The following is a 25,258-nucleotide window of genomic DNA, read 5'->3' as shown; positions in this document are numbered from 1 at the left end:
AGACCGACGCGACCATCGAACAGCGCATACCGAAGAGTGTGTGCGCTGGCCGGATCCGAGTCCACTGAGCAGCTGGTGGGAACGCGTCGTGTGGGGTGATCGGAGCGTGACATGAGCGGTGGAACTGTTCCCCCGCGCCCCCGCGCATGGGACTTCCATTGTGACCACTGTGACCACACGTACCGCGCCCTGGCTGACAGTCGAACCGCTGCCCGCTGCACAGCCCGGTTGAACGGCTGGGTCACGGACGGCACGACTCTCTGCCCGGGATGCGCCGTCGTCGCCGCCGTCGAACAACAGCTTCTGCTGCCCGGGAAGGCAACGGGCTAGTCGCCGGCCAGGTTCGACTGCCCCGACCGGCAACAGCGGACGAAGGCCACGGGAAAGGCATGTGGTCACGCTCATGAAGAAGTCCCCCACCATGCGCTGCATGGTGGGGGACTTCTCAGTGGGTGGAGCTAAGGGGACTCGAACCCCTGACCCCCACACTGCCAGTGTGGTGCGCTACCAGCTGCGCCATAGCCCCGTATTCAGTTCTTTCTCTCGCACCAGGAATGACTTCCGCGTGCTCGAAGAAAGTTACACCATCGTCGACCTGGCCAACAAATCGCCTGCTCAGAGGCGCTTCGCGCCCGTGCGCCTTTGTGGTTGCCGGGACAACCAGAAAGGCGCACGGGCGGCGGAGCCGCCTACAGCTGGGACACCCAGTTCTCGTTGGAAAGCGCGTCGATGACGGTGCCGTCCTGAACCACTGCCGGGGTGCCCGTTGCACCGCTCGCGCTCAGAGCTTGACGGCCGGCCTCCGCGTCGATCGCAGCCTGGTCGACCTTCGCCCCGGTGGTGATGCACTGCGCGGCCTCGTCGGACGCTCCGGCGTCGCGGGCCATCTGCGCCAGTTCCTCGTTGGAGTGGTCGGAATCGCCGTTCTCCGCCGGTTGGTTCTCGGGCGCGAACAAGGCAGCGTGGAAGTCCGAGTACGCCGACGCGTCACCGGTCGCCGCAACGCACTGTGACGCCGCGACAGCGCGCGTGGAGTAGTCACCGCTGGCCGACAACCGGTTGAGGAAGTTCAGAATGTGGTAGCGGACAGCCACTTTCCCGTCGTCGACGGCCTTGGCCAGTTCCTGTCCGTTCTTGTTCTCCAACTCGGCGCAGTAGGGACACATCGGGTCCTCGAACAGATCGATCGTGGTGGCTGCGTCGGGACGGCCGAGGAGCACCACGCCGTTGTCTTCGACCGACACCCGGACCTCGGAGTTCTGCACTCCCCCGTAACCGTCGTTGCGCGGCTTGCTTCGGTTGTTCTGCCAGATCACGCCGCCTATCACGAGGGCTGCGATGACGAGTACGGCGAGCCCACCGAGGATGTAGGTGGACCGGCTGGACTCCGGCTGCGGGGTGTACTTGTTCTTCGAGCTCACGTGGATGCAGTCCTTCGATGTCGGATCGATTTACCAGGTGCTTACTCTGCCATCGTCGGCTGAGGGGCCACTGAGAAAGGCGCCCGCGATGCGAGCCCCAGCGCGAACGGAGTACGGGGGAACACGATCAACCAGGCCGCCAGCGCGAGGAATCCGATGTCCCGCAGGATTTCCTTGGTGTAGTCCCAGCCATCGACGTCGGCCGCTCCTCCACCGCCGAAACAACCGCAGTCGATGGACAGGCCACGCGCCCACACCGAAATGATGACGCCGACGAGGACGAGCAGCAGGGCCGCCGACACCACCGCCGTGGCCCGGACCCCGAGCCCGATCAGAAGCAGTAGGCCGAGGGCGATTTCGAAGAACGGTAGGGCGTTGGCAACGGGACGGACGAGGTCTTCCGGGAGCAGTTGGTAGGCGCGAACCGCGATGATCGTCTGTGCGGGATCTGCCACCTTGAGCGCGCCGGAGACGAGCCAGACGGCGGCGAGGGACACGCGGGCGACGAGGGAGACGATCCTGATCCACACCGAAACGAGAGTACAGACGTCGCCGGTCAGAGCGCTTCGACCGACACCTTCGGGGCCGGCTTGTTCGGCACCAGCAACCAGCCTGCTGCGGCGACGAGCATCACACCACCCGTAACGGCAAAGGAGACCGCGTAGGACAGGTGCTGGGCGAGTAGACCGGCGCCGACCGGACCGAGAACGCCGCCCACGTCGGCCACCATTTGGAACGTGGCGAGGACAGGCCCGCCACGCGACTTCGCACCTACGACGTCCGCCACGGCCGCCTGCTGGGCGGGACTCATGATGCCGGAACCGATACCCGCGACACCGGAGAGCACGAGGAAAACGACGAGATCCTCGCTGAGTCCCATGCCGACGGTGCTCGCCCCGCACACCAGGAGGCCGAGCACGACGAAGAGCTTCCTGCCGTAGGTGTCGGAAAGCCTTCCCGACACGATGAGAACCAGCGCGTTGCCGACGGCGAACACGGCGAGTGCGATTCCGGCGAGCGCTTCCTCGCGGTGGAGCGCCTCGACGACGAACAGCGGGACCATCGCGACCCGTACGCCGAAGATGACCCCACCGAAGGCGAAGTTGGATCCGAGCGCGGCGCGGTACACGGACGACCTCAGGGCCTCTCGCAAGGTCATGGCGGCCCCCGCAGCGGTGGCGTCCGGTGCGGTGAGATGCGATCCCTTGAGGCTGATGAAAACGACTGCGGCTGCGATCACGAGCGCGATGGCGTAGATGACGAACGGGACACGCAGACCGAATCCGACGAGAAGCCCGCCGACGAGCGGTCCGCTGATCGAGCCCAGCAGGAAACTGGTGGCATACAACCCGGATACCCGGCCGCGACTGTCGACCGGTGCGATCCGGATGACGAGACCCATTGCGGACACGGTGAACATCGTCGAGCCGATCCCGCCCAGTGCGCGGAAGATCAACAGCTGCCAGTAGTCACCTGCCACCGCGCAGGCCGCCGTGGACGCCGCAACGATCAACAGACCGGTGATGTAGACCGGTCGCTCCCCCAACTTCTGCACCAGCCGCCCACTGAGCGGGGCGAACACCAGCCGCATGAAGGCGAAGGACGAGATCACGACCGTCGCGGCCGTCACGCTGACGTCGAAGCTACGCGCGAACTGCGGCAGCGCCGGCGCGACGATGCCGAAACCCAATGCGATGACGAAGCTGGCCGACACCAGCACCCAGATTTCCGAGGGAAGTCGGGGTTTGGTCCCGGAGAGCGGCCCAGCTTCACGAGTGTTCATCGGGAATCGATGCTATGTGCAGCCGCCGACACGGAGACACTCACCCCGGGTCGCCTCGGCGCGGGGTTACCGCAGTGCGTCGGCCACCAGTTCCTTGGCGGCCGCCTGCACCTGTGCGAGATGCTCGGGACCTTCGAACGATTCGGCGTAGATCTTGTACACGTCCTCGGTCCCCGACGGCCGGGCCGCGAACCACGCGTTGGCCGTGGTGACCTTCAACCCGCCGAGCGGTGCCCCGTTTCCCGGAGCAGTCGTCAGGGTCGCGGTGATGGGCTCCCCCGCGAGTTCGGTTGCCGTCACCTGTTCCGGCGACAGCTTGGCCAGGACTGCTTTCTGCTCCCGCGTCGCGGGCGCATCGATACGGGCATACGCCGGACTGCCGAACTTCTCTGCCAGCTCCCCGTAACGAACCGATGGTGTCTTACCGGTGACCGCCGTGATTTCCGAGGCGAGCAGCGCGAGGATGATGCCGTCCTTGTCGGTGCTCCACACCCGGCCGTCGTGTCGCAGGAACGACGCCCCCGCGCTCTCCTCCCCGCCGAATCCGAGTGATCCCTCGAGAAGTCCGGGGACGAACCACTTGAAACCCACCGGGACCTCGAGTAGGTCGCGGCCCAGGCTGTCGACCACCCGGTCGATCATCGACGAACTGACGAGTGTCTTGCCCACCCGAACCGCCGGACCCCACCCCGGCCGGTGGGCGAACAGGTAGTCGATGGCTACGGCGAGATAGTGGTTGGGGTTCATCAGTCCGCCGTCGGGAGTGACGATTCCGTGCCGGTCCGCGTCGGCATCGTTGCCCGTGGCGATGTCGAAGCGGTCCCGTGCTCCGATCAGGGACGCCATGGCATCCGGGGACGAGCAGTCCATGCGAATCTTGCCGTCGGTGTCGAGAGTCATGAACCGCCAGGTGGGGTCCACGAGCGGGTTCACGACTTCGAGATCGAGATGATGCGTGTCGGCGATGGCACCCCAGTAGTCGACACTCGCACCGCCGAGCGGATCGGCTCCGATCCGCACTCCCTCGCGGCGAATGGCATCGAGGTCGAGCACGCTCGGTAGGTCGTCGACGTAGAAGCGGAGGAAGTCGTATCGCTCGGCGCGCTGGATGGCCCGCTCCGCAGACGCGCGCTTGACTCCCGACAGATCGCGGCGCAGTAAGTCGTTCGCGCGGTCGGCGATGATCGTTGTCGCCTCGGAACCAGCGGGACCCCCGTGTGGTGGGTTGTACTTGAATCCGCCGTCGCGCGGCGGATTGTGCGAGGGCGTCACCACGATCCCGTCCGCCACGGACTCGGGACGGCTGCTGTTGTACCGCAGGATGGCGTGGCTGACCGCGGGGGTCGGCGTGTAGCGGTCCCGTGAATCGATGAGCACCGTCACGTCATTGGCGGCCAGCACCTCGAGTGCCGACATCCAGGCGGGTTCGGACAGCGCGTGCGTATCGCGACCCAGGAACAGCGGACCGTCGATACCCTGCGACGCCCGGTATTCGACGATGGCCTGCGTCGTGGCGAGGATGTGGGCCTCGTTGAACGCCGAGTCGAGGCTCGATCCGCGATGCCCGGAAGTCCCGAACAGCACCTGCTGCAAGGGATTTTCGGGATCGGGCACACGGCTGTAGTACGCAGTGACCAGATGCGCAATGTCCACCAGATCCTCCGGCAGTGCCACCTGACCCGCCCTGTCGTGCGCCACGAGACCTCCTCCACATCGACGATGCCGTACTCGACTATCGGTCCCATCCTGCACCCTCGCGGCACAGTCCGCGATCAATACGTCCATCGGAAGCCGAGCCAGGCGGCGCCCAATCCGGCTCCGACGCTGGCAACCACGTAAAGGAGCGAGGTCGCGGTGCGCCGGATACGCGCGAGCCCGACCGACTCGACCGCGAAGGTGGAATAGGTGGTGAGACCACCGCAGAAACCGGTGCCGAACAACGCGAACAGCTGCGCAGACATCGCTGCGCCCGACACCATTCCGAGGATCAGGCAACCGCTGATGTTCACCACGAACGTGGCGACGGGAAAACTGCGGTACGGCACCACATAGCGCGCAGCGAGGTAGCGGGCGGCGGATCCGAGTCCGCCACCGAGGGCAACGAGGAGCAGGGTCATACGAGCGCTCCACGAGCCCGGCGATGGCGGTGGCCGACGAGCATGCCCAGTCGTGCCGCCAGGAGGGCAGGCAGCAGAGTGGCCGTCACATACAGCGCGGCGCGTCCGGCATCCTCCCCCACGGCATCGACGGCAAAGGTCGAGAACGTGGTGAATCCGCCGAGGACACCGACCCCGAGGAACAGCCGCAACGGTCGGTCCGGCCCGAGCATCTCGGCGAGGTACCCGAGCAGCAACGAACCGACGACGTTGATGGCCAGAATGGTCCAGATACCTGGCCACTGCTGGGCCAGTATGAACCGGACGGTGGCTCCGAACGCTCCTCCCGCGGCGACCACGAGGACGGATTTCGACACGGGCACCGGCGTTCCTTCCCTCGCGGACACGATTCGGGCCGGACACCTGGTGTGGTGTCCGGCCCGGAATCGGGGTGGAGCTGCCGGGAATTGAACCCGGGTCCTACGCAGCAAAGCTAGGGCTTCTCCGTGTGCAGTTTGCTATGCCTCTACTTGGATCTCCCAGTCTCGCAAACAAGCCAGGATGACGATCCCAGTCGCTGTGAGTTGTCCCGTTCGGCTCCGCGACCGAGCCGAACGGTAAAGCCCTCTAGCTGATGCCAGTACCCGGGCCGAGGGCGAACCCGGACTGACAGACACGCAGTCGCTACTTAGGCAGCGAGTGCGTAGTCGCGCTGATTGGAATCGGCGCTTATATGTTTGCAGCGACGCTTACGGTGGTCTCTTGCCTGCACCGACACGCTTCCCCTACCTCAACGTACGCAGTCGAAACCGTTCAGCCCCGTACGTCCCCCACGACTCTCGGGGGGCCACCCAGTGTAACGCGAACCCGGCGCGGTTTCATCCCACTTGTCTGCAGCGGCGTGTGGGCGGTCTCAACTGGCGACGGCGATCATCCCGACGGCCGCCAGCGCCAGCAGCATTCCGGCCTGTTGCACCTTGCTCACCCGTTCGCCGAGCATCACCATGGCCAGCAGCACGGTCGCTGCGGGGTACAGCGATCCGATCACACTGACCAGGGAGAGCAACCCGCCCTGGAATGCGTAGAGCATTGCGGCGTTGGCCGCGACATCGAGGAAACTGACGTAGACGGCGAGCTTCATCGGCTCTCCGTGTGGCAGAAGGAAATGACCGGACGCCAGCGCCACCACCCACACCACGGCTGTGGCGGCGGCGCGCGAGACGGCCAGGGGCCACAACCCGCCCTCGGCACCGATCTGGTGCAGCGCCACGAACGCGATGGCGAAGGCGACACCGGAACCGACGGTCAGCAACGCGACGGACTTCGTGAACGTGAGCACTCGCCCACCCGCCACCTCGCCGGCCGTCTCGTCGGGCGACTCTCGGCTGACCAGCACGACGGCGACGAGCGCGACAGCAATCCCGGCGTACGCAATCGATCCGGGCCGTTCCCCGAAAGCGAGACCGACGAGAACAGGGATGCCCGCCACCAGGACGGCAGTCAACGGCGACACCACCGACATCGGGCCTGCTGCCAGCGCCAGATAGAACCACCACACGGCGACACCGCCGGCCACGCCGGAGACCGCGCCCCACAACAGGGACGAGGTGGTGAACGTGCCCGCCACGAACGGCGCGATCACCAGCACGATCACCAGCGACAGCGGATACGAGACGATGACCACCCGCAGTGCAGCCACCCGCCGAGAGGCCACTCCACCGACGAAATCGCTCACGCCGTAGCCGATGGCAGCGACCAGCGCGAGCAGGACGCCGGTCAGCGCATTCCCTTGACTCGTCGTCCGAGTTCGCGGGTCACCTCACGTTCGGCGGTGCGCTTGGCCAAATCCTGACGCTTGTCGTAATCCTGCTTACCCTTCGCGAGCGCAAGTTCCACCTTCACCTTGCCGTCCGAGAAGTACATCGACAGCGGCACGAGGGTCTGATTACCCTCTCTCGTCTTCCCGACGAGGTGATCGATCTCACGCTTGTGCAGCAACAGCTTCCGGGTGCGCCGTGGCGCGTGGTTGGTCCACGTGCCCTGGGTGTACTCGGGAATGTGGAGCGATCGCAACCACACCTCGCCGTTGTCGACGGTGGCGAATGCGTCGACGAGCGACGCCTTTCCCTCGCGCAGGCTCTTCACCTCGGTTCCCACGAGTGCGATGCCCGCTTCGTAGGTGTCGATGATGGCGTAGTTGTGACGCGCCTTGCGGTTGGTCGCAATGACCTTGCGGCCCTTTTCCTTCACGTTCCGGGCCTTTCAGTCCGCGATGTTCATGAGCAGTTCGTTGTCTCCAGCATAGGAGAGGGAGCAAACCGAATTATTCGCGCACATACAAGCGCAACGTCACGTAGGCGGTGACCGCCGCCATGCCCACACCGACCAGCAGGAGCACGGGTGAGACGAACAGCACGTCGCTGTTGGAGATCCGGGCGACAATGTTCGCCTCGTACACATCGGCCAGCACGTCGTCGATGAACATGTTCTTCGCGGTGAACAGGCCGACGATGGCGAGTACGGCACCGATCACCGCCGCGACCACCGCCTCGAGGAGGAACGGCAACTGCGTGTACCACCGCGTAGCGCCCACCAACCGCATGATCCCGACCTCCGTCCGCCGGGTGAACGCCGCGATCTGCACCATGTTCGCAATGAGAAGCACAGCGGCGACCGCCTGCACGACGGCAATCGCGAACGCCGCATTGCGCACGCCGTTGAGGACGCTGAAGAGACGCTCGACAAGTTCACGTTGGTTGAGCACGCTCTCGACCCCGGGACGGGTACCGAACTGGTCGTTGATCACCCCGAACCGTTCGGGGTCGCTCAGCTTGACCTTGAACGACGCCGGGAAGCTGTCGGGGCTGACCAGTGCAGCGAGCTCGGGCTGATCCTTGAACACCCGCTCCGTCGCGTCCTTCACGGCATCGTCCCGGTTGAGGTACTCCACCGATACCACCGACGGGGTGTCGTCGAGTTCCGTGCGTAGCGAACGGCAGATCTCCGCCTCGCAGCCGGGATCCGAGGTGGAGATGTCGTCCGTGAGGAAGATCTGCACCTCCACCCGGTCGAGGAAGATCTGCTGCGTCTTGCCCGCCATCTGCACCACGAGGAGTCCGCTTCCGAACAGCCCGAGGGAGATCGCGGTGGTGAGGATCATCGCGATCGTCATGGTGACGTTGCGACGGAGTCCGGTGAGGAGCTCACTGACAATGAAACTGGCACGCATCGGAAATCGGAGTCCTTCGTCGAATGGCTTGCGGACGGGCTGGCGTCGAGGGAGGGCGGGCGGCTAACGCCCCACTCCGTACACACCTCGGGCTTCGTCCCGCACCACTCTTCCGAGGTCCAGTTCGACCACTCGACGACGCATCGAGTCGACGATGTGATGATCGTGCGTCGCCATCACCACGGTCGTGCCCGTGCGGTTGATCCTCTCGAGCAACAACATGATGTCCTGGCTGGTCTCCGGGTCGAGGTTGCCGGTGGGCTCGTCGCACAGCAACACCAACGGCCGATTCACGAACGCCCGCGCAATCGCGACGCGCTGCTGCTCACCACCGGAGAGTTCGGTCGGCAAGCGGTCCGCCTTGCCGGACAGACCCACCATCTCGAGTACCTCGGGAACCGTGCGCGCGATCATCGCTCGCGGCTTTCCGATCACCTCCAGAGCGAAGGCGACGTTCTCCGACACCGTCTTCTTCTGCAGAAGCCGGAAGTCCTGAAACACCACGCCCATGCTCTGACGCAACTTGGGCACACGCCGAGCCGACAGCTTGTTGACGTGGAAATCGGCGATGTGAATGTCGCCCGAGGTCGGTGACTCCTCCTTGAGGAGCAGACGCATGAAGGTCGACTTGCCCGAGCCCGACGGGCCGATGAGGAAGACGAACTCACCCTTGTCCACTTCGACGCTCACCTTGTCCAGGGCGGGTCTCGTGGAGGTCTTGTACGACTTCGACACATTCTCGACGCTGATCACGAGGAGCCAGTCTAGCCGTTATCGAACAGTGACCAAGTGACGCGCAGGCCGAGCGTCATGGCCCCGTCTGCGAGCTGGGCGCGGTCGGGACCGGGGACATCGTTGTCGGCGTTCCGGGTGCTGCAGGAGCGGGGAAGAGTTGCGGCAATCCGAACGGCTGCGTGGTCGTGGTCGGCTGCGTGCTCTGCGACGGCATCGTCAACCCAGGGGTGGATTGGGGCGTCGGCTCGGTAGTGGTCGACTCCGTCGTCTCGGTGATCTCGGTCAGGGTGTCGACCGTCGACGACGGCAGTGACGTCACCGGAACCTGTTCCTCACTGGGCACGGGAGTGGTGATGGTCGGGGCCGGCGGGGGTGCCTGTCCAGCGTCCTCGGCGGGATTGAGCGAGGTGTACAAGGTGTACAGCGCCACCCACAGCAAGCACAGCACCAGCGTCGACGTCCGTACCCGTCCGCCGAACAGCTTCGACGGAACGACATGCGAGTGCAGGATCCGATCGAGTCCGCGCCTCGGTTCTTCACTCATACCGCGTCCTCCCCCACCCGGACGGTCTGCAGGTCCGGGGACACGGTGATCCCCTGCCGGCGCATCGCGGTGGCGACGCGCACCCGGAGAGCCCGCCCGACCTGGAACTGCTTACCCGGAAGGGTCCGGGCGACCATACGAACGCTCACCTCGTCGACGGTCAGGCGTTCGACACCCATCACCGTCGGCTCGTCGAGCAGCAGCTTCTTCAGTCCGCGATCCGCATAAGCTTCGACGCCGACCTGGTGCAGTACTTCGTTCACCTGGTTGATGTCGGCGGCCGCGGGCACCGGAACGTCGATCACGGCGCGCGCCCAGTCCTTCGACAGGTTGATCGCCTTCACGATCTGTCCGTTGGGAACGGTGATGACTTCGCCGTCGGTGTTCCGCATCCGCGTCACACGCAGCGTCACGTCCTCGATGACACCCTCGGCGTCATCCGAGGCCCCGGTGACGGAAAGCCGGACCGTGTCACCGAAGCCGTACTGACGTTCGGTGATGATGAAGAATCCGGCGAGGATGTCCTGGACCACGCGTTGCGCGCCGAAACCCAGCGCCGCACCGAGTACGGTGGCCGGCGCCACGAGACTGCCGATCGGCAAGCTGAGCTGATCGAGCACCTTCATGGTGGCGATGACATAAATGATGGTGATGACCACCCAGGTGATCACCTGAGCTACCGAGTGCCTGTGCTTGGTGGTCTCGGATCGGACCAGGGCGTCGCCCTGCATGTAACTGTTGTCGATGCGGTCGGTGATCTTGTCGCCGCCCCAGCTGACGAGTCTCGCCATCAGCAGGGCACCGAGCACCGTCAACGACACGGCCAGCCCTGTGGAGCTGAGCCAGTCGAGGAGATTCCGAGTGGGAGCGAACATGGTTGCGGTGATCTCCATAGGCGTCTAGGCCTGGTTCTCGCGCATCCGCCACCGGATGCCGGACTCCAGGAATCCGTCGATGTCGCCGTCGAGGACGGCCGACGGGTTGTTGACCTCGTACTCGGTACGCAGGTCCTTCACCATCTGGTAGGGGTGCAGCACGTAGGAACGCATCTGATTGCCCCACGAACTGCCGCCGTCGCCCTTCAATGCATCCATCTCCGCGCGCTCCTCCTTCCGCTTGACCTCGAGCAACTTCGCCTGCAGGACGCGCATCGCCGACACCTTGTTCTGCAGCTGCGACTTCTCGTTCTGACAGGTGACGACGATTCCGGTCGGAATGTGCGTCAGGCGCACCGCCGAGTCGGTGGTGTTGACCGACTGCCCACCCGGACCGGAGGAGCGGTAGACGTCGACGCGGACGTCGTTCTCGTTCACGTCGATGTGGTCGGTGGTCTCGACGACCGGCAGTACTTCCACCTCGGCGAAGGACGTCTGCCGACGCCCCTGGTTGTCGAAGGGGCTGATCCGCACGAGGCGGTGGGTGCCCATTTCCACCGACAGGGTGCCGTAGGTGTACGGCGCCTTGATCGCGAACGTCGCGCTCTTGATTCCGGCCTCCTCGGCATACGAGGTGTCGTAGACCTCGACCCCGTAGCCGTGCTTCTCCGCCCACCGAATGTACATACGCATCAGCATCTCGGCCCAGTCTGCGGCATCGATACCTCCTGCGCCGGATCGAATGTTGACCAGCGCGTCACGCTGGTCGTATTCGCCGGACAGCATGGTTTTGACTTCCATGGCCTCGATGTCGGCCCGCAGCGACTCCCGCTCGGCATCGGCGTCGGCGAGCGCCTCGGCACCCGCATCCTCCTCCGCGAGCTCGTAGAGAAGAGGAAGGTCGTCGAGCCGCTGGCGCAGCTCCTCGACGCGGCGCAGTTCGGCCTGCGAATGCGAGAGCTGGCTGGTGACCTGCTGTGCATGCTCCTGGTCGTTCCACAGGTCAGGGTCGGCCGCCTGGTGTTCGAGTTCGTCGATGCGGCGACGCAGCTCCTCCACATCCAGCACCGATTCGACGGTACGGAGGGTGGTGTCGAGCTCGCCTAGTTCTGCAGATACGTCGGGATGCACGGTGTTCAAGGTTACCGGGTAATTCTGCGGGCGATTTCACCCCCGCGCGCGATGGCAGTCACCCCTTCCGATCAGCCGACGTCGAACCCTTGCGGTCGCCGACGTGCCAGGCGTTCGATGCACGGGTGCGCACATGCCTGTGCGGTCCCCATTCCGCAGTTTCCCCGGACGGAGTCGACGATGACGGTGACAGACGAGTACCTGAAGAACAATGCACGGTACGCCGAGACGTTCAGCGGACCTCTGCCGCTTCCGCCGAGTAAGCACGTCGCCGTTGTCGCCTGCATGGACGCGCGTCTGGACGTGTACCGGATCCTCGGCCTCCAGGAAGGAGAGAGCCACGTGATCCGAAACGCCGGCGGGGTGGTGACGGACGACGAGATCCGCTCACTCGCCATCAGTCAGCGGCTACTCGGCACCACGGAGATCATCCTGATCCATCACACCGACTGTGGGATGCTGACCTTCACGGACGACGACTTCAAGCGATCCATTCAGGACGAGACAGGCCTGAAGCCCACCTGGGCGGCCGAGGCATTCTCGGACCTCGACGAGGACGTCCGGCAGTCGCTGCGCCGGATCGAGTCGAGTCCCTTCATCACGGCCACCACCTCACTGCGCGGATTCGTGTTCGACGTGGCCACGGGAAAACTCAGGGAAGTCACGAGCGACTGAAGCGGGGCGGGCGCCGCCGAGTAATCTGTGCGACCGTGACCGACCTCGACGCCGACCTCCAGCTCGCACTCCACATCGCAGACGAGGCGGACGCGATCACCACGGCCCGGTTCGGCGCTCTCGATCTCGCGGTCGACGACAAACCCGACCTGACTCCGGTGTCCGACGCCGACCTGGCGGTGGAGCGGGCGGTCCGGTCGACGCTCGAATCGGAGCGCCCGGGCGATGCCGTGCTGGGTGAGGAATTCGGCGGCGATGCCCAATTCTCGGGACGTCAGTGGGTGGTGGACCCGATCGACGGGACCAAGAACTTCGTCCGCGGCGTTCCCGTGTGGGCAACTCTCGTCGCCCTCCTCGACGACGGAGTGCCCGTCGTGGGCGTGGTCAGCGCTCCTGCACTGGCTCGCCGATGGTGGGCGGCCGCGGGCGCCGGCGCCTGGGCCTCGTTCGCAGGGGCCGCGCCGAGCCGTATTTCCGTCTCCGCCGTGGACCGAGTCGAATCGGCGAGTCTCACGTTCTCCAGCCTGTCGGGGTGGAGGGATCTCGGCATCCGCGAGCAGTTCCTCTCCCTCACCGACGACGTCTGGCGGGTCCGTGGCTTCGGCGACTTCTTCTCCTATTGTCTGCTCGCCGAGGGCGCCGTCGACATCGCCGCGGAACCCGAGGTCTCGCTATGGGATCTCGCTCCGCTCGATGTACTGATCCGGGAGGCGGGCGGGCGCTTCACCGACCTCACCGGTGCTGACGGACCGCACGGTGGGAGCGCTGTGGCCACCAACGGCCTGCTGCACGACGAGGTCCTCGACCGTCTACGAAAGCCCCACCTGCACGCTCACTGACGTCGCCGAACGACGAACGGCCCGGCCTGGAACTTCAGGCCGGGCCGTTCGTCGTTCAGGACCTGACGCCCGCAACTTACTCAATAGTAGACACCAACCTTACTGCTGAGTAAGATAGCTGGTGTCCACGCCCGAACACCGAGAAACAGCTGGTGATCATGAGCAAGCAAGACACAGTTGCCCCCCACGACAGCGGAAAGCGGAAGCCCCGCGACACGTCCGCGGTCGGACTCAACCCCGTCAGGCGCGACGCCATGGGTGCCGCGATGCGAGTGTTGACCAAGATCACGGGTTCCGATCTGGCAGAGAAGTACAACTTGCGTCAGACGATCGATCGGGTGACCTACGAAGGCACGAAGACGGGTTTCCGAACCCTCGGTGCCGCCACCCGCGGTTTCAAGAAGGTGTCCGGCGGGGGCGCGCCGAAACGGCTCCCTGACAATCCGAGCGCTGCAGCGGGCTATTTCGACCTGACCCCGACCGACGAGCAGCAGATGATCGTCGAGACCGTGCACGAGTTCGCCGCCGAGATCCTGCGCCCGGCCGGCCACGACGCAGACGCCGCCGCGGCCGCCCCGGCCGATCTCGTGAAGCGCGCCGCCGAACTCGGTATCACCCTGATCAACGTCCCGGAGGAACTCGACGGCGCGGCCAGTGAGCGCGGAGCCGTCACCAACTCGCTCGTCGCCGAGGCCTTGGCGCACGGAGACATGGGCCTCGCGCTTCCGATCCTCGCTCCCAGTGGCGTCGCGGTAGCCCTGACGCAGTGGGGTACCGACGCCCAGCAGAAGACGTACCTTCCCGCGTTCACCGGTGAGCAGGTTCCCAATGCCGCTGTCGTCGTGAACGAACCACGGGCGCTGTTCGATCCGTTCGCGTTGCAGACCAAGGCGGTTCGCTCGCCGAGTGGGTACCGGCTCAACGGTGTCAAGAGCCTGGTTCCGGCTGCCGCAACGTCCGAATTGTTCATCGTGGCAGCAGAACTGGACGGCAAGCCGTCCTTCTTCATCGTCGAGGCCGACTCGAAGGGACTCGTTGTCGAAGCCGATCCGAGCATGGGTCTGCGCGCCGCCGGACTCGGCCGCCTCGAGCTGACCGATGTCGCGGTGCCGGAGTCGGCGCTGCTCGGAGACGGTGACGCCGACGTGCGAAAGGCCGAGTACGCGGACGCCATCCGCCTCGCCCGCCTCGGTTGGGCATCGCTCGCGGTGGGCACCAGCCAGGCCGTGCTCGACTATGTCATCCCGTACGTGAACGAGCGGGTGGCGTTCGGCGAGCCGATCAGCAACCGTCAGGCAGTGGCCTTCATGGTCGCCAACATCGGTATCGAGCTCGACGGAATGCGTCTGGTCACGCTGCGTGGTGCATCACGGGCGGAACAGGGCCTCTCGTTCGCCCGCGAATCGGCACTCGCCCGGAAGCTCGCTTCCGAGAAGGGTATGCAGATCGGCCTCGACGGCGTGCAGTTGCTCGGCGGCCACGGCTACACGAAGGAACACCCCGTGGAGCGCTGGTACCGCGACCTTCGCGCCATCGGTGTTGCCGAAGGCATCGTCCTGATCTGAGCGGCCGGATTCGAACTAAGGAAACAGTCATGATCAACCTCGAACTTCCCAAGAAGCTCAAAGCCTCCGCGAACCAGGCACATCAGGTCGCCGCGGAGATTTTCCGGCCGATCTCGCGCAAGTACGACCTTGCCGAGCACGCCTACCCCAAGGAACTCGACACCATGGCCGCCATGGTGGAGGGGCTCAACGACTCCGGCAAGGGTGCCGCAGGCGCTGCCCTCGGGCGCGGTGACGAGCCCAAGGTCATCGGAAACGTCAACGGGGGCAACATGTCCTCGCTGATGAACGTGATCGAGACCTGCTGGGGCGACGTGGGACTCACACTCGCCATTCCGTACCAGGGGCTCGGCAACTCTGCGATCGCCGCGGTCGCCACAGACGAGCAGCTCGAGAGGTTCGGTAAGGTGTGGGCCTCGATGGCCATCACCGAGCCGGGCTTCGGTTCGGATTCCGCCGCGGTCACCACCACCGCGGTGCTCGACGGCGACGAGTACGTCCTGAACGGTGAGAAGATCTTCGTCACCGCCGGTGAACGTTCCACGCACATCGTCGTATGGGCCACGGTCGACAAGACCAAGGGCCGGGCAGCGATCAAATCGTTCGTCGTCCCCCGGGATGCACCGGGACTGAGCGTCGCGCGTCTCGAGCACAAACTGGGGATCAAGGCGTCCGACACCGCCGTACTTCTGTTGCAGGACTGCCGGATTCCGAAGGACAACCTCCTCGGTACGCCCGAGGTGAACGTAGAGAAGGGTTTTGCCGGCGTCATGCAGACGTTCGACAACACCCGTCCGATCGTCGCCGGCATGGCCGTGGGACTCGGCCGCGCCGCACTCGAGGAACTGCGCCACATCCTCACCGACGCGGGAGTCGAGATCTCCTACGACACCCCGGCATACAACCAGCACGCGGCCGCCGCAGAATTCCTGCAGCTCGAGGCCGACTGGGAAGCTGCCTACCTGCTGGCGCTGCGCGCCACCTGGATGGCCGACAACAAGAAGCCGAACTCACTCGAAGCGTCGATGTCGAAGGCCAAGGCCGGTCGCACCGGAACAGCGATAACCGTGAAGGCCGTCGAACTTGCCGGCACGTGGGGATACTCCGAGCGTCCGCTTCTCGAGAAGTGGGCTCGCGACTCGAAGATCCTCGACATCTTCGAGGGCACACAGCAGATTCAGCAGCTGATCGTGGCCCGCCGCCTGCTGGGGAAGTCGTCTGCCGAATTGAAGTAACAGCTCAGGACTAGTTTCAACGAGGGGTGTAGCCCCCGCTGCGGTCACCTGCGGCGGGGGCTTCTTCGTGTCCGAAATCCGGTGACGAGGACCGCCGTAACGGCAGTACACGACACCGACCGTCCTCTAGTCTGAACGTGACATCCGTCACGCCGGAAGGGGCATCCATGCCAGCTCAGCACCTTCTCACCAAGATCGCGGACACCGCGGGAGCAGTTCGGGTGATGAACCGCTCCGGCCTCGTGCCGTTCCCCCGGGTCGACCAGGGCATTCGTTCACTCCTGGCAGTCCGGAAATACGGCCCGTTCGCGGGTCCGGTGCACGCTCACGCCGAGGCCCGACTCGACGCGGTGGCGTTGATCGACGAGCGCGGGCCACTCACCTATATCGATATCGACGAGCAGTCGAACGCCCTGGTGCGCGCGTGGCAGGCAGAGGGCATCACCCCAGGGTCCGTCATGGGATGTATGTGCCGCAATCACCGCGGCCTGGTACTCACCATGCTCGCGGCCGCCAAGAACGGCACCCGCCTGGTACTGATGAATACCGGTTTCGCACGGCCGCAGCTCGTCGACGTGGCCGCGCGCGAGCAGATCGAAGCGTTCGTCTACGACGACGAATTCCGACAGGTCGCCGAGGCACTCCCCGATGACGTCACCTCGTACCGGTCGTGGGCAGAAGACGGCTCCGCGTCGCAGGTGCGCACCCTCGACGACCTGATCGACGGCGTCGATCGCGGCCCCGTCCCGGCCCCTTCCACCGAGGGTGGTTTCGTTCTCCTCACCAGCGGCACCACCGGAACGCCGAAAGGTGCGCCGCGGGGCCACACCTCGCCGCTGGCGTCCGCCCAATTCCTCGACCGGGTTCCCCTGCGGCGCGGGCAGACGATGATGATGGCCGCACCCGCGTTCCACGGAACGGGCGTCTCGCAGTTCGCGCTCGCGCTCGCCCTCGGCCAGACGGTGGTCATGCACCGAAAGTTCGACCCGGAGAACACGATCCGCCTGGTGGAGAAGCACCGCTGTGACGTTCTCGTCGTTGTTCCCACCATGTTGCAGCGCATCATCGATCTCGGCCCGGACACCCTGTCGAAGTACGACACCTCGAGCCTGACCATCATCTTCGCGGCCGGGTCGTCGCTGTCCCCCGATCTGTGCAAACGGACCACCGCAGCGTTCGGACACGTTCTGCACAACCTTTACGGGTCCACCGAGGTCGCCGTTGCCACCGTGGCGACACCCGCCGACCTCGCGTTGGCCCCCGGCACCGCCGGCCGTCCACCCGTCACCTGCCACGTGGAACTGTACGACGAAGCGGGACAACAGATCACCGAACCGGAAACGGTCGGACGAATATTCGTGGCCAGTGGGCTCAGCTTCTCCGGCTACACCGACGGCCGCGACAAGGAACGGATCAACGGCCTGCTCTCGACCGGCGACGTGGGCCACTTCGACCGCAACGGACTGCTCTTCGTCGACGGCCGCGACGACGACATGATCGTGTCCGGTGGCGAGAACGTCTACCCCCTCGAAGTCGAGAATCTCCTCGCAGACCGGGAAGACGTGATCGAGGCAGCCGTCATCGGTGTCGAAGATGCCGATTTCGGGCATCGGCTCCGGGCATTCGTCGTCCCTGTGCCGGGGTCCGCGAAGGATGCCGAGGAGATGAAGGCGTACATCAAGTCGAATCTCGCCCGGTACAAGGTTCCGCGCGACATCGTGTTCATCGACGAACTCCCCCGCAACGCCACCGGCAAACTGCTCCGTAGGGCGCTCATCGAGATGGAGCCCTGAGCCCAGACACACAGCGCGCAGCCATACACAACGAAGAACGGCGCCCTGGGAATCCAGGGCGCCGTTCTTCGTTGTGGTAGCGGGGACAGGATTTGAACCTGCGACCTCTGGGTTATGAGCCCAGCGAGCTACCGAGCTGCTCCACCCCGCGCTGCATGAACAAAGTTACACGAGCGAACGAACGGAAAGCAAATCGCGTCGACGGCCGCTCCCCAGGGGTCGCCGGCGGGCCGAGTGGACGGTCACGAGTTGCCGGGTTCGGCTTCCAGAATGCCCTTCAGGCGTGCGAGGTCCTTGTTGTTGGCTCGGCGCATGGCGCGGGCCGACACCGGCGCGCCGATCCTCGCGAACCCTGACGGCTCCCCACGGTTGCGCAGGGTCATTCTCGTACTCCCATCGGCTGCGTCTTCCCATTCATAGATCGTTCCATCGGGAAGGGACCCTCAGCAGTACGCATCACGAGGCGCGTGTCCGGTACGTGCTCGACGACCTCGTAGGTGTACACGAGACATCGCCCCAAGAACTCGGCGACGAAGGCGAACTCGGCGCCCGTCTCCACAGGGCCCGCGCAATCACCCTGCACCTCGGTGATATTCGCGTACCACGCGGTCGCATTTTCCGGGTTCGACGCGTACGCCGCGACCTCGTGTCGTGGTCGCGCAATCGTGGCCTGAGTCTCGACGTCCACAGCGACCATCCAGCTCTCCCATCGGCTACTTTCCAGCACCTCAACAGTCACTGGCGTTACCGGAACGTTATGATGCTCGTCACATTCTAGCGAATTCCTGTAACGGTCTCCGTGACCATTTCTCACCTTCCGACCTGCGGAAATCCCGACCATACGTCCCACTATTTGGACGGGCGTCACAAAAAACGACCCCGTGACCATTCCGTGATCGACGCGTACGTTCGTTGCCAGCCCGAAACTACCGGGCAACGCCGACCCGCCGCAGCTCGACCTGCCCCCGCGGATTCGGAATCCCGACACCTCGAGGGGCAGGGACGAAAACCGACCAGGGTCGGCACACCAGCCGACACGTGACGTACTTCGTCAGCACATTGCGGAGAGGAAACAGACTTATGACCAACACCAGCATCGTCAAGCGGACCATGGGCGCGATCGCACTCGCCGGAGCAGTCGTCGGCGTGCCGCTCGGACTGAGCACCGGTACGGCATCGGCCGCCTCCGGCAACTGGGACGCCGTCGCACAATGCGAGAGCGGCGGCAACTGGGCCATCAACACCGGAAACGGCTACTACGGCGGACTCCAGTTCTCTCAGAGCACCTGGGAGGCCAACGGCGGCAGCGGCACCGCATCCAACGCCTCGCGCGAAGAGCAGATTCGGGTGGCCGAGAATGTTCTGGCAACTCAAGGCCCGGGCGCCTGGCCGGTCTGCGGTCAGTACCTCTGATCCGCTTACCGCGATCGAACGATGCCCTGCGTGCAGTACGGCTGCGCGCAGGGCACTTTCGCGTCGCGCGTGTGCTCGAAGGCTGCCGGACAACGGAATTCGCGGACACGCTGACGTGAGCTACTCCACAAAAACGGCGTGATACGCACCACATAACGCGAAGGTAACGACGCGGCTCCGAATTGGTCTCGACACGCGTCTACCAGCAGATACGCCGGATTTCCCGGATCAGTGCTGTACCGGCGTACCACAAAATCGCCGGGTGAATCGGCGGCAAAGCTCCCGTACGGTCGCTCTCGGCCCGAAACAACCGGGCACAAGCCGGCCCGCCGCTGCCAACTCTGCCCCGCGGGTTCGGTAATCCCCGAAACCTTCGAGGGGCAGGGACGTGGCAACCGGTACACGTGCCGGGAACGACGAGAACGTCGCCCGCAGGCCGGCCACGCCAGCAAGCGCGGAGAGGATTTACCCCACATGACCAATTCCACCTTCAGCAAGCGCGCCCTCGGCTGGATCGCCGTCACCGGTGCTGTCGTCGCCGTCCCGCTCGGACTGAGCACCGGCACCGCCTCGGCTGCTTCCCACAACTGGGACGGTGTCGCGCAGTGTGAGAGCGGCGGCAACTGGGGCATCAACACCGGAAACGGCTACTACGGCGGACTCCAGTTCTCCCAGAGCACGTGGGAAGCCAATGGCGGCACCGGCACGGCGTCCAACGCCAGCAAGGCCGAACAGATCCGCGTCGCCGAGAACGTCCTCCAGACTCAAGGCCCCGGTGCATGGCCGACCTGCGGTCAGTACCTGACCACCGGTGGTGGCGACGTCGCCGAGGCCCCGGCCCCGGCCCCTGCGCCTGCGCCTGCCCCCGAGCCCAGCCCGGCGCCGGCACCGGTCACCGAGGTGCCCGCACCGGCTCAGCCGATTGCCCAGCAAGGGATCGACACCGCCCGTCAGCTCGCCGAGCAGAACGGCTTCGGACAGCAGTTCCAGCAGCTGATCGATGCGAACCCGCAGCTGATCGCCGCGTTGCGCTGATCGACCATTACACGACGAGGCCCTGTCATCCGCGCGGATGACAGGGCCTCGTCGTTCGTACTTTTCGTGAGGCTTACTTGGGGATGGCCTCGTAGGCGGCAACCGCCCGCTGTACGCGAGCGAGGGCGTCGCCGTATGCGGCGAAGTCACCGCTGCGCTGAGCCGCAGTCAGCGCATCCAGGGACGCATCCAGCTCGGCGACGGCGGCCGCAACATTTGACGAGGGCGGCGGCGAAGGTGCCGCGGGTGCGGGTGCCCCGCCCTGGCTGGCCGGCGGCGTGCCCCCGTCGGGGTCAGGGGGTGTGCTCTCTGCTGCGCTGGGCGCCGTGGCCACCGCACCGGTGCCCGCACCGAAGACCTGGTCGAGCGCCTGGGCCAACGTGGGGGCGTAGCCGACGCGAACGCTGTTACTCGGCGGTGGCTCGCGGTAGCTCACGAGAACCCGCGACAGCTGTGGGAACGTGGACGTGTTCTGGCCGGTCGAACTCCGCTCCGTATACATCGGCTCGACGTACAGGATTCCGCCGTCGGCGATGGGCAACGTCAGTAGGTTGCCGTACTGGATCTTGTTCGAACGCTCGAGCAGAGTTCGTTCCGAAGCCACCCGCGGATCGGAAATCATCGAGTTCTGTGTCTGCTGCGGACCCTGGGTCTGCGTATCCGTCGGCAACTGGAGCACGGTGAACTTGCCGTAGTCCTCCGGATCCGATTTGACCGACAGATAGGCGGACAGGAACTCGCGACTGTAACCCACCATCGCACTGGTCAGGTTGAACGAGGGTTTCCCGGTTTCGGGGTCGCCCACGAGGACGTAGTACGGCGGCTGATTGGCGCTCGTGTCGATCGTGGGATCACTCGGCACCGACCAGAAGGCGTTGTTCGTAAAGAATTCCTTCGGGTCGTCGACGTGGTACTTGGCCAGCATTTCGCGCTGAACCTTGAAGAGGTCCTCGGGGTAACGGAAGTGCGCGCCCAGTTCCTCGGGAATCGAGTCCTTGGCTTCCACGGCCCCGGGGAACACTCCCATCCAGGCGTCGAGGACGGGATCGTTGTCATCCACCTGGTACAGCTTGACGGTTCCGTCGTACGCGTCGACGGTGGCCTTCACGGAGTTCCGGATGTACGAGACCTCTTTGCGCGGAAGCAATCGACCTGTGTTCTGGTCGATACTGTCCTCGACGAGTCCGTCGAGGGAGCTGCGCTGCGCGTACGGGTAGTTCTCCAACGTGGTGTAGGCGTCGACGATCCACACGATCTTCCCGTCGATGACCGCCGGGTACGAATCCCCGTCGGCCGTGAGCCACGGTGCCACATGCGTGACACGCTCGCGGGGATCACGGTTGAAGATGAGCTTCGAATCCGAGCCGATGGCACCCGAGAACAGGATGTTGCGTTCCGTGTACTTGGCTGCGAAGGCCAGCCTGTTGAACCAGTTCCCGATGGGAACACCCCCGGCCCCGGTGTAGCGGTACCGCGCCTGGTCGGTGTCGTACTCGCGAGGATCGGAACCGTTTGCACCACCGACGATGGCGTAGTCGGCATCGGTGTCCGCGATGACCTCGCCGTAGTAGATACGCGGCTGTTCGACCGGGATGACCTGGTTCCCGGCCTGCTGCGACGCGATGTCGCTGACCATGTACACCGGGTAGCCGCTGTTACTGTTGGCGGCCTCCTCGGCGGATTCGCCCGCGGCGGCGTTGACCCGGTTGGCCGGCGCCGCGACCAGCCCGTTGCCGTGGGTGTAGACGGTGTGCTTGTTGATCCAGTCCGTCTGGTTACCCGTGAGGCTCTTCGACGACAGTTCACGCGCCGCGACGATGTAGTCACGCACTTCGCCGTCGATGTCGTACCGATCGATGTCGAGCGACGGTGGGAAGCCGTAAAAGTTCTTGAGCTGCTGCTGCTGCGTGAACGTCCGGGACAGGATGTTGGGATCGAGCAGGCGCGTGTTCGCGATGGTGGACACGTCTGCCGGTACGTCTCGTGGCGGCTGTGTGCCGTACCCCTGATAGTCCTTGTACTCGACCTTGTCGTCGGTGATGCCGTACGCCTGCCGGGTGGCCGCGATGTTGCGTTCGATGTACGCGCTCTCCTTGTCGGCCGCGTTGGGACGCACCGAGAATTGCTCCACGACCAGCGGCCACACGGCCCCGACCAGAATGGACGACAGCACGAGAAGCGCGGTGGCCATGGCCGGGATGCGGAGGTCACGCAGAACGATCGCCGCGAAGAAGGCGCCGGCACAGATCACCGCGATGGCGAGCAAGATCAGCTTCGCCTGCAGCACTGCATTCATGTCCGTGTAGCTACCGCCGGTGAAGGTGGGTTCCTTACGACTACTCGACAGAAGTGAATAGCGATCGAACCAGTAGGCGACCGCCTTGAGCAGGATGAAGGTACCGGCGAGCACGGCCAGCTGGACACGGGCCGCGTTGGTGAGCGCACCTCCCCGGCCGGCCAACTTGAGCCCACCGAAGATGTAGTGCGTCACCAGACTTGCGAAGAAGGCGAGCAGCACTGCGACGAACAGCCAGTTGAGAACGAAACGATAGAACGGCAGATCGAACGTGTAGAAACCGACGTCGAGCCCGAACTCGGGATCGGTGACCCCGAACGCGCCACCGTTCATGAACAACTGCACGGTGACCCAGCTCGACTGCGCGATCAGCCCGGCAAGAAGGCCCACAGCGATCGGAATGGCCAACCCGAACAGGCGCAGACGCGTCATCACTGTGGTCCGGTACCGCGCCACCGGATCGCTCGGCCCCGAGACCGGAACGAACACGGGACGCGAACGGTACGCGAGCAGCAGTGCCAGCCAGACGATTCCGCCGACCACCAGGCCGACCACGAGGAAGAGGAGCAGCCGGGTGACGAGCACCTTGGTGAAGACGCCGCGGAAGCCGACTTCACCGAACCACAACCAGTCCGTGTAGGTAGTGATCAGCCGAGGGCCCACCAGCAGCAGGGCAGCGACGACAAGCGCCAGCACCAGCAGCACTCGACTGCGTTTGGACAACGACGGTAATCCTGCGGGGGGCCGCATGCCCACGTGCCACACTCCAACGACTCGGCGACGCTGACGCGCCGCGATCAACTGCACCGTTCTGCCGTCCACACCCGAACTGCGTGGGCGTGACCGTTTCGTCCCACTCTACGTAACAACGGGCGGACGCGACCGCCGGTCCTCCTCGGAGGGTGCGAAGATGAGTCCGTGAGTGAAGAGAATGTGAACCCGGAGTCCGACGCCCTTGCCCGTTGTGTGCGCGAGGTCGTCGAATTCGTCGATGCAGGAGGGTGGGACCAGCCCCCGCAGATGTTCGCACTCGTCCCGACCGAGCTTCTCGCCGCCGCCGAACCCAGCCTGCTCGACCAGCTGGCCGACGGTGCGGAATTGACTCCTATAGAACAAGATCCGTTCCCCGACGACATTTCCGGCGGGTCACGCGCTCTCGACGAGTTCCTCGCCACCACCAGCTGGCCGGAATCGGTGGCGGGATGCGCGCTCGTGCAGGAAATCGTCATTCTGCCGCCCGAGGCGGAATCCGACCTCGACGAGGCACTGGTACCCCTGCTGTCCGATCGGGACGCCGCCGACGACGCCGCGCGGGCCGCCGCCGAGTCCCATCCCGACCGTCGATCCGCCCGATTGATCGCAGCGGTACTGCGAGACGGACCGTCGCTGTGCCTGATGCAGCTGCGACCCGACGAGGACGCCGATCCCTACGCGCCGATCGAGCTGCTGACATACGAGAATCTGGCACCGAATCTCGTCAGCGCCCTGTACGCCACCCTCGATGCAGCCGAGGACGACGACTAGGCCGGACCCGGTCTCAGCAGACGACTAGCCGGGCCGGTCTCAGCAATGGGGGGCGTCGGCTCCGGAGTTGACGGCCGCGAGTGCGTCGACCGCCCCGTCGAGGTTCTCGACCTTCACCAACCGCAGCCCGTCGGGAGCACCCTGTCGCGCCTCGTCGCAGTTCATCGCGGGAACGAGGAACGTCTCGGCGCCTGCCTCGCTCGCGGCGATCAGCTTGTACTTGATACCGCCGATCGGCCCGACGTCTCCGTCGGAGTCGATCGTGCCGGTGCCCGCAACGAACTTGCCGCCGTTCAGTTCACCCGGGCTGAGTTTGTCGATCAGCGCGAGCGCGAACATCAGTCCCGCCGACGGGCCGCCGACGTCGGCGAGATTGAAGTCGACGGTGAACGGGACGTCCGGCGACTCCTCCGGAGTGATGCCCAGATAGCCTTTCGACCCGTCGTCCGGGCGCGCGCCCAGGACCACCGGGACGGAAGTTTCGACGCCGTCGCGGACCACCACGACCGGCACCTCCGTCTGCGGCGCGGTGTCGGCCACGGCTTGCTGGACGTCACCTACCGTGGACACCGGTGTGCCCGCGACACTGACGAGCCTGTCGCCCTGCTTCAGGATGTCCCTGGACGGGCCGTCCTCGCCGACCTTGGCGATCTCGAGCACCACCGGCTTGTCGAGAAAATGAAGGGCCGCCAGTTCGGCGCTGTTCTCGGACTGCTGGAAGTCTGCATCGTTTTCCTGCTTCACTTCGTCCTTCGACTTGTCCGGCGGGTACACCTCCTCGCGGGGAACGATTCCCTGGCGCCCGCTGGCCCACAGGCCGAAAGCCTCGAACACGTTGAGGTTGTCGCGCACTGCCACGGTGGTCATGTTGAGATGTCCGGTGGTGTCGTCCACCTCGGCCCCCTCGATGGCGACCACCTCTTCGCCGTCCACCTCGCCGAGCGTGTTGAAGGTCGGGCCGGGACCGAGGGCCACATAGGGCACCGTGATGACCGTTCCCAGCACTCCGAGCACCACGATCGGGGCAAGGGCAGCCAGGAGTGTCACTATCCGTCGATTCACCTGGACC

At 65.2% G+C, this 25,258-nt stretch carries 24 protein-coding genes, 2 tRNA genes, 1 other RNA gene and 1 pseudogene; 8 read left to right on the top strand and 20 right to left on the bottom strand.

What is annotated here, in order from left to right; genetic code table 11:
• Positions 1-453: 453 nt before the first annotated feature.
• The 15 genes from L1080_RS06845 to prfB form a co-directional block, all read right to left on the bottom strand.
• A tRNA-Ala gene (locus tag L1080_RS06845) sits at positions 454-526 on the bottom strand.
• A gap of 163 nt (positions 527-689) precedes the next feature.
• Entirely contained in the window at positions 690-1,421 is a 732-nt protein-coding gene (locus L1080_RS06840; protein ID WP_159926000.1) for a DsbA family protein, read from the bottom strand.
• 41 nt (positions 1,422-1,462) lie between these two features.
• Entirely contained in the window at positions 1,463-1,951 is a 489-nt protein-coding gene (locus L1080_RS06835; RefSeq protein WP_159925999.1) for a MauE/DoxX family redox-associated membrane protein, read from the bottom strand.
• A 26-nt stretch (positions 1,952-1,977) separates the two neighbouring features.
• Positions 1,978-3,204 carry an MFS transporter gene (locus tag L1080_RS06830; RefSeq protein ID WP_159925997.1) on the bottom strand — a complete coding sequence of 409 codons (1,227 nt, stop codon included), beginning with the start codon at positions 3,202-3,204 and terminating at the stop codon, positions 1,978-1,980.
• Between the two features lie 66 nt (positions 3,205-3,270).
• Positions 3,271-4,902, bottom strand: a complete 1,632-nt coding sequence (pgm, locus tag L1080_RS06825) for a phosphoglucomutase (alpha-D-glucose-1,6-bisphosphate-dependent) (protein ID WP_159925995.1) — start codon at positions 4,900-4,902, stop codon at positions 3,271-3,273.
• Positions 4,903-4,976: 74 nt separating this feature from the next.
• Positions 4,977-5,321: a fluoride efflux transporter CrcB gene (gene crcB / locus L1080_RS06820; RefSeq protein WP_159925993.1), complete on the bottom strand. Its 345-nt coding sequence runs from the start codon at positions 5,319-5,321 to the stop codon at positions 4,977-4,979.
• Positions 5,318-5,683, bottom strand: coding sequence for a fluoride efflux transporter FluC (locus L1080_RS06815; protein WP_159925991.1), 366 nt, complete (start codon positions 5,681-5,683; stop codon positions 5,318-5,320). The genes crcB and L1080_RS06815 overlap by 4 nt, the downstream gene beginning before the upstream one ends.
• A gap of 66 nt (positions 5,684-5,749) precedes the next feature.
• Positions 5,750-6,121, bottom strand: a transfer-messenger RNA (tmRNA) gene (ssrA, locus tag L1080_RS06810).
• A 92-nt stretch (positions 6,122-6,213) separates the two neighbouring features.
• On the bottom strand, positions 6,214-7,068 hold the full coding sequence (locus L1080_RS06805; protein ID WP_159927580.1) for a DMT family transporter: 855 nt from the start codon (positions 7,066-7,068) through the stop codon (positions 6,214-6,216).
• An 8-nt stretch (positions 7,069-7,076) separates the two neighbouring features.
• Complete coding sequence (gene smpB, locus L1080_RS06800; RefSeq protein ID WP_109331155.1) at positions 7,077-7,550, bottom strand: SsrA-binding protein SmpB; 474 nt, start codon at positions 7,548-7,550, stop codon at positions 7,077-7,079.
• A gap of 73 nt (positions 7,551-7,623) precedes the next feature.
• Positions 7,624-8,529 (bottom strand): permease-like cell division protein FtsX, encoded by a 906-nt coding sequence (gene ftsX / locus L1080_RS06795; protein WP_159925989.1) that lies wholly within the window; start codon positions 8,527-8,529, stop codon positions 7,624-7,626.
• A 63-nt stretch (positions 8,530-8,592) separates the two neighbouring features.
• Positions 8,593-9,282: a cell division ATP-binding protein FtsE gene (gene ftsE / locus L1080_RS06790; RefSeq protein ID WP_109331159.1), complete on the bottom strand. Its 690-nt coding sequence runs from the start codon at positions 9,280-9,282 to the stop codon at positions 8,593-8,595.
• A gap of 55 nt (positions 9,283-9,337) precedes the next feature.
• A complete protein-coding gene (locus L1080_RS06785; protein ID WP_159925987.1) occupies positions 9,338-9,808 on the bottom strand; it encodes a hypothetical protein in 471 nt (156 codons plus the stop codon).
• A complete protein-coding gene (locus L1080_RS06780) occupies positions 9,805-10,701 on the bottom strand; it encodes a mechanosensitive ion channel family protein (RefSeq protein WP_159925985.1) in 897 nt (298 codons plus the stop codon). The genes L1080_RS06785 and L1080_RS06780 overlap by 4 nt, the downstream gene beginning before the upstream one ends.
• 6 nt (positions 10,702-10,707) lie before the next feature.
• Positions 10,708-11,814 carry a peptide chain release factor 2 gene (gene prfB, locus L1080_RS06775; protein WP_109331164.1) on the bottom strand — a complete coding sequence of 369 codons (1,107 nt, stop codon included), beginning with the start codon at positions 11,812-11,814 and terminating at the stop codon, positions 10,708-10,710.
• Positions 11,815-11,994: 180 nt separating this feature from the next.
• On the opposite strand from prfB, the gene L1080_RS06770 reads away from it, so the two are divergent.
• The 5 genes from L1080_RS06770 (at position 11,995) to L1080_RS06750 (ending at position 17,921) form a co-directional block, all read left to right on the top strand.
• Positions 11,995-12,489 carry a beta-class carbonic anhydrase gene (locus L1080_RS06770; RefSeq protein ID WP_159925983.1) on the top strand — a complete coding sequence of 165 codons (495 nt, stop codon included), beginning with the start codon at positions 11,995-11,997 and terminating at the stop codon, positions 12,487-12,489.
• A gap of 35 nt (positions 12,490-12,524) precedes the next feature.
• The gene (gene hisN / locus L1080_RS06765; RefSeq protein ID WP_250764700.1) at positions 12,525-13,328 is read left to right on the top strand and encodes a histidinol-phosphatase; all 804 of its coding nucleotides are present in this window, start codon (positions 12,525-12,527) and stop codon (positions 13,326-13,328) included.
• Positions 13,329-13,480: 152 nt separating this feature from the next.
• Positions 13,481-14,893: an acyl-CoA dehydrogenase family protein gene (locus tag L1080_RS06760; RefSeq protein ID WP_250764721.1), complete on the top strand. Its 1,413-nt coding sequence runs from the start codon at positions 13,481-13,483 to the stop codon at positions 14,891-14,893.
• Positions 14,894-14,922: 29 nt separating this feature from the next.
• Positions 14,923-16,128: an acyl-CoA dehydrogenase family protein gene (locus L1080_RS06755; RefSeq protein ID WP_159925977.1), complete on the top strand. Its 1,206-nt coding sequence runs from the start codon at positions 14,923-14,925 to the stop codon at positions 16,126-16,128.
• Between the two features lie 167 nt (positions 16,129-16,295).
• A complete protein-coding gene (locus tag L1080_RS06750; protein ID WP_250764724.1) occupies positions 16,296-17,921 on the top strand; it encodes an acyl-CoA synthetase in 1,626 nt (541 codons plus the stop codon).
• 74 nt (positions 17,922-17,995) lie between these two features.
• On the opposite strand, the gene L1080_RS06745 is transcribed toward L1080_RS06750, so the two are convergent.
• The 3 genes from L1080_RS06745 to L1080_RS06735 all read right to left on the bottom strand — a co-directional run bounded on the left by L1080_RS06745 (position 17,996) and on the right by L1080_RS06735 (position 18,618).
• Positions 17,996-18,072: transfer RNA gene (locus L1080_RS06745), tRNA-Met, on the bottom strand.
• A gap of 91 nt (positions 18,073-18,163) precedes the next feature.
• On the bottom strand, positions 18,164-18,304 hold the full coding sequence (locus L1080_RS06740) for an SRPBCC family protein (RefSeq protein ID WP_250764727.1): 141 nt from the start codon (positions 18,302-18,304) through the stop codon (positions 18,164-18,166).
• The gene (locus tag L1080_RS06735) at positions 18,301-18,618 is read right to left on the bottom strand and encodes an SRPBCC family protein (RefSeq protein WP_284707308.1); all 318 of its coding nucleotides are present in this window, start codon (positions 18,616-18,618) and stop codon (positions 18,301-18,303) included. The genes L1080_RS06740 and L1080_RS06735 overlap by 4 nt, the downstream gene beginning before the upstream one ends.
• A gap of 383 nt (positions 18,619-19,001) precedes the next feature.
• Here L1080_RS06735 and L1080_RS06730 point away from each other — a divergent pair.
• Together L1080_RS06730 and L1080_RS06725 are read left to right on the top strand one after the other, a co-directional pair.
• Positions 19,002-19,331: pseudogene (locus tag L1080_RS06730) on the top strand (transglycosylase family protein); the annotation flags it as partial.
• A 477-nt stretch (positions 19,332-19,808) separates the two neighbouring features.
• Positions 19,809-20,369, top strand: a complete 561-nt coding sequence (locus L1080_RS06725) for a transglycosylase family protein (RefSeq protein ID WP_250764744.1) — start codon at positions 19,809-19,811, stop codon at positions 20,367-20,369.
• Positions 20,370-20,442: 73 nt separating this feature from the next.
• Here L1080_RS06725 and L1080_RS06720 read toward each other — a convergent pair whose 3' ends face one another.
• On the bottom strand, positions 20,443-23,421 hold the full coding sequence (locus tag L1080_RS06720) for a UPF0182 family protein (protein ID WP_159925967.1): 2,979 nt from the start codon (positions 23,419-23,421) through the stop codon (positions 20,443-20,445).
• A gap of 162 nt (positions 23,422-23,583) precedes the next feature.
• Between L1080_RS06720 and L1080_RS06715 the strand changes: the two genes are divergently transcribed.
• Positions 23,584-24,189 (top strand): PPA1309 family protein, encoded by a 606-nt coding sequence (locus L1080_RS06715; protein ID WP_159925965.1) that lies wholly within the window; start codon positions 23,584-23,586, stop codon positions 24,187-24,189.
• A gap of 39 nt (positions 24,190-24,228) precedes the next feature.
• On the opposite strand, the gene L1080_RS06710 is transcribed toward L1080_RS06715, so the two are convergent.
• Positions 24,229-25,251 carry a YlbL family protein gene (locus L1080_RS06710; protein ID WP_201453460.1) on the bottom strand — a complete coding sequence of 341 codons (1,023 nt, stop codon included), beginning with the start codon at positions 25,249-25,251 and terminating at the stop codon, positions 24,229-24,231.
• Positions 25,252-25,258 lie beyond the last annotated feature (7 nt).

Origin of the sequence: Rhodococcus sp. MSC1_016 (assembly GCF_023667485.2) — a bacterium.
Lineage (GTDB): Bacteria > Actinomycetota > Actinomycetes > Mycobacteriales > Mycobacteriaceae > Rhodococcus_F > Rhodococcus_F oxybenzonivorans.
This window is presented reverse-complemented; position numbering and strand designations above follow the sequence as displayed.

Coding starts and splice junctions, on each gene's coding strand:
- ftsX (WP_159925989.1), bottom strand. CDS start 8,529: ATGCGTGCCAGTTTCATTGTCAGTGAGCTCCTCACCGGACTCCGTCGC.
- L1080_RS06725 (WP_250764744.1), top strand. CDS start 19,809: ATGACCAATTCCACCTTCAGCAAGCGCGCCCTCGGCTGGATCGCCGTC.
- L1080_RS06830 (WP_159925997.1), bottom strand. CDS start 3,204: ATGAACACTCGTGAAGCTGGGCCGCTCTCCGGGACCAAACCCCGACTT.
- L1080_RS06750 (WP_250764724.1), top strand. CDS start 16,296: ATGCCAGCTCAGCACCTTCTCACCAAGATCGCGGACACCGCGGGAGCA.
- L1080_RS06740 (WP_250764727.1), bottom strand. CDS start 18,304: ATGACCCTGCGCAACCGTGGGGAGCCGTCAGGGTTCGCGAGGATCGGC.
- L1080_RS06755 (WP_159925977.1), top strand. CDS start 14,923: ATGATCAACCTCGAACTTCCCAAGAAGCTCAAAGCCTCCGCGAACCAG.
- L1080_RS06770 (WP_159925983.1), top strand. CDS start 11,995: ATGACGGTGACAGACGAGTACCTGAAGAACAATGCACGGTACGCCGAG.
- L1080_RS06735 (WP_284707308.1), bottom strand. CDS start 18,618: ATGGTCGCTGTGGACGTCGAGACTCAGGCCACGATTGCGCGACCACGA.
- L1080_RS06780 (WP_159925985.1), bottom strand. CDS start 10,701: ATGGAGATCACCGCAACCATGTTCGCTCCCACTCGGAATCTCCTCGAC.
- L1080_RS06785 (WP_159925987.1), bottom strand. CDS start 9,808: ATGAGTGAAGAACCGAGGCGCGGACTCGATCGGATCCTGCACTCGCAT.
- crcB (WP_159925993.1), bottom strand. CDS start 5,321: ATGACCCTGCTCCTCGTTGCCCTCGGTGGCGGACTCGGATCCGCCGCC.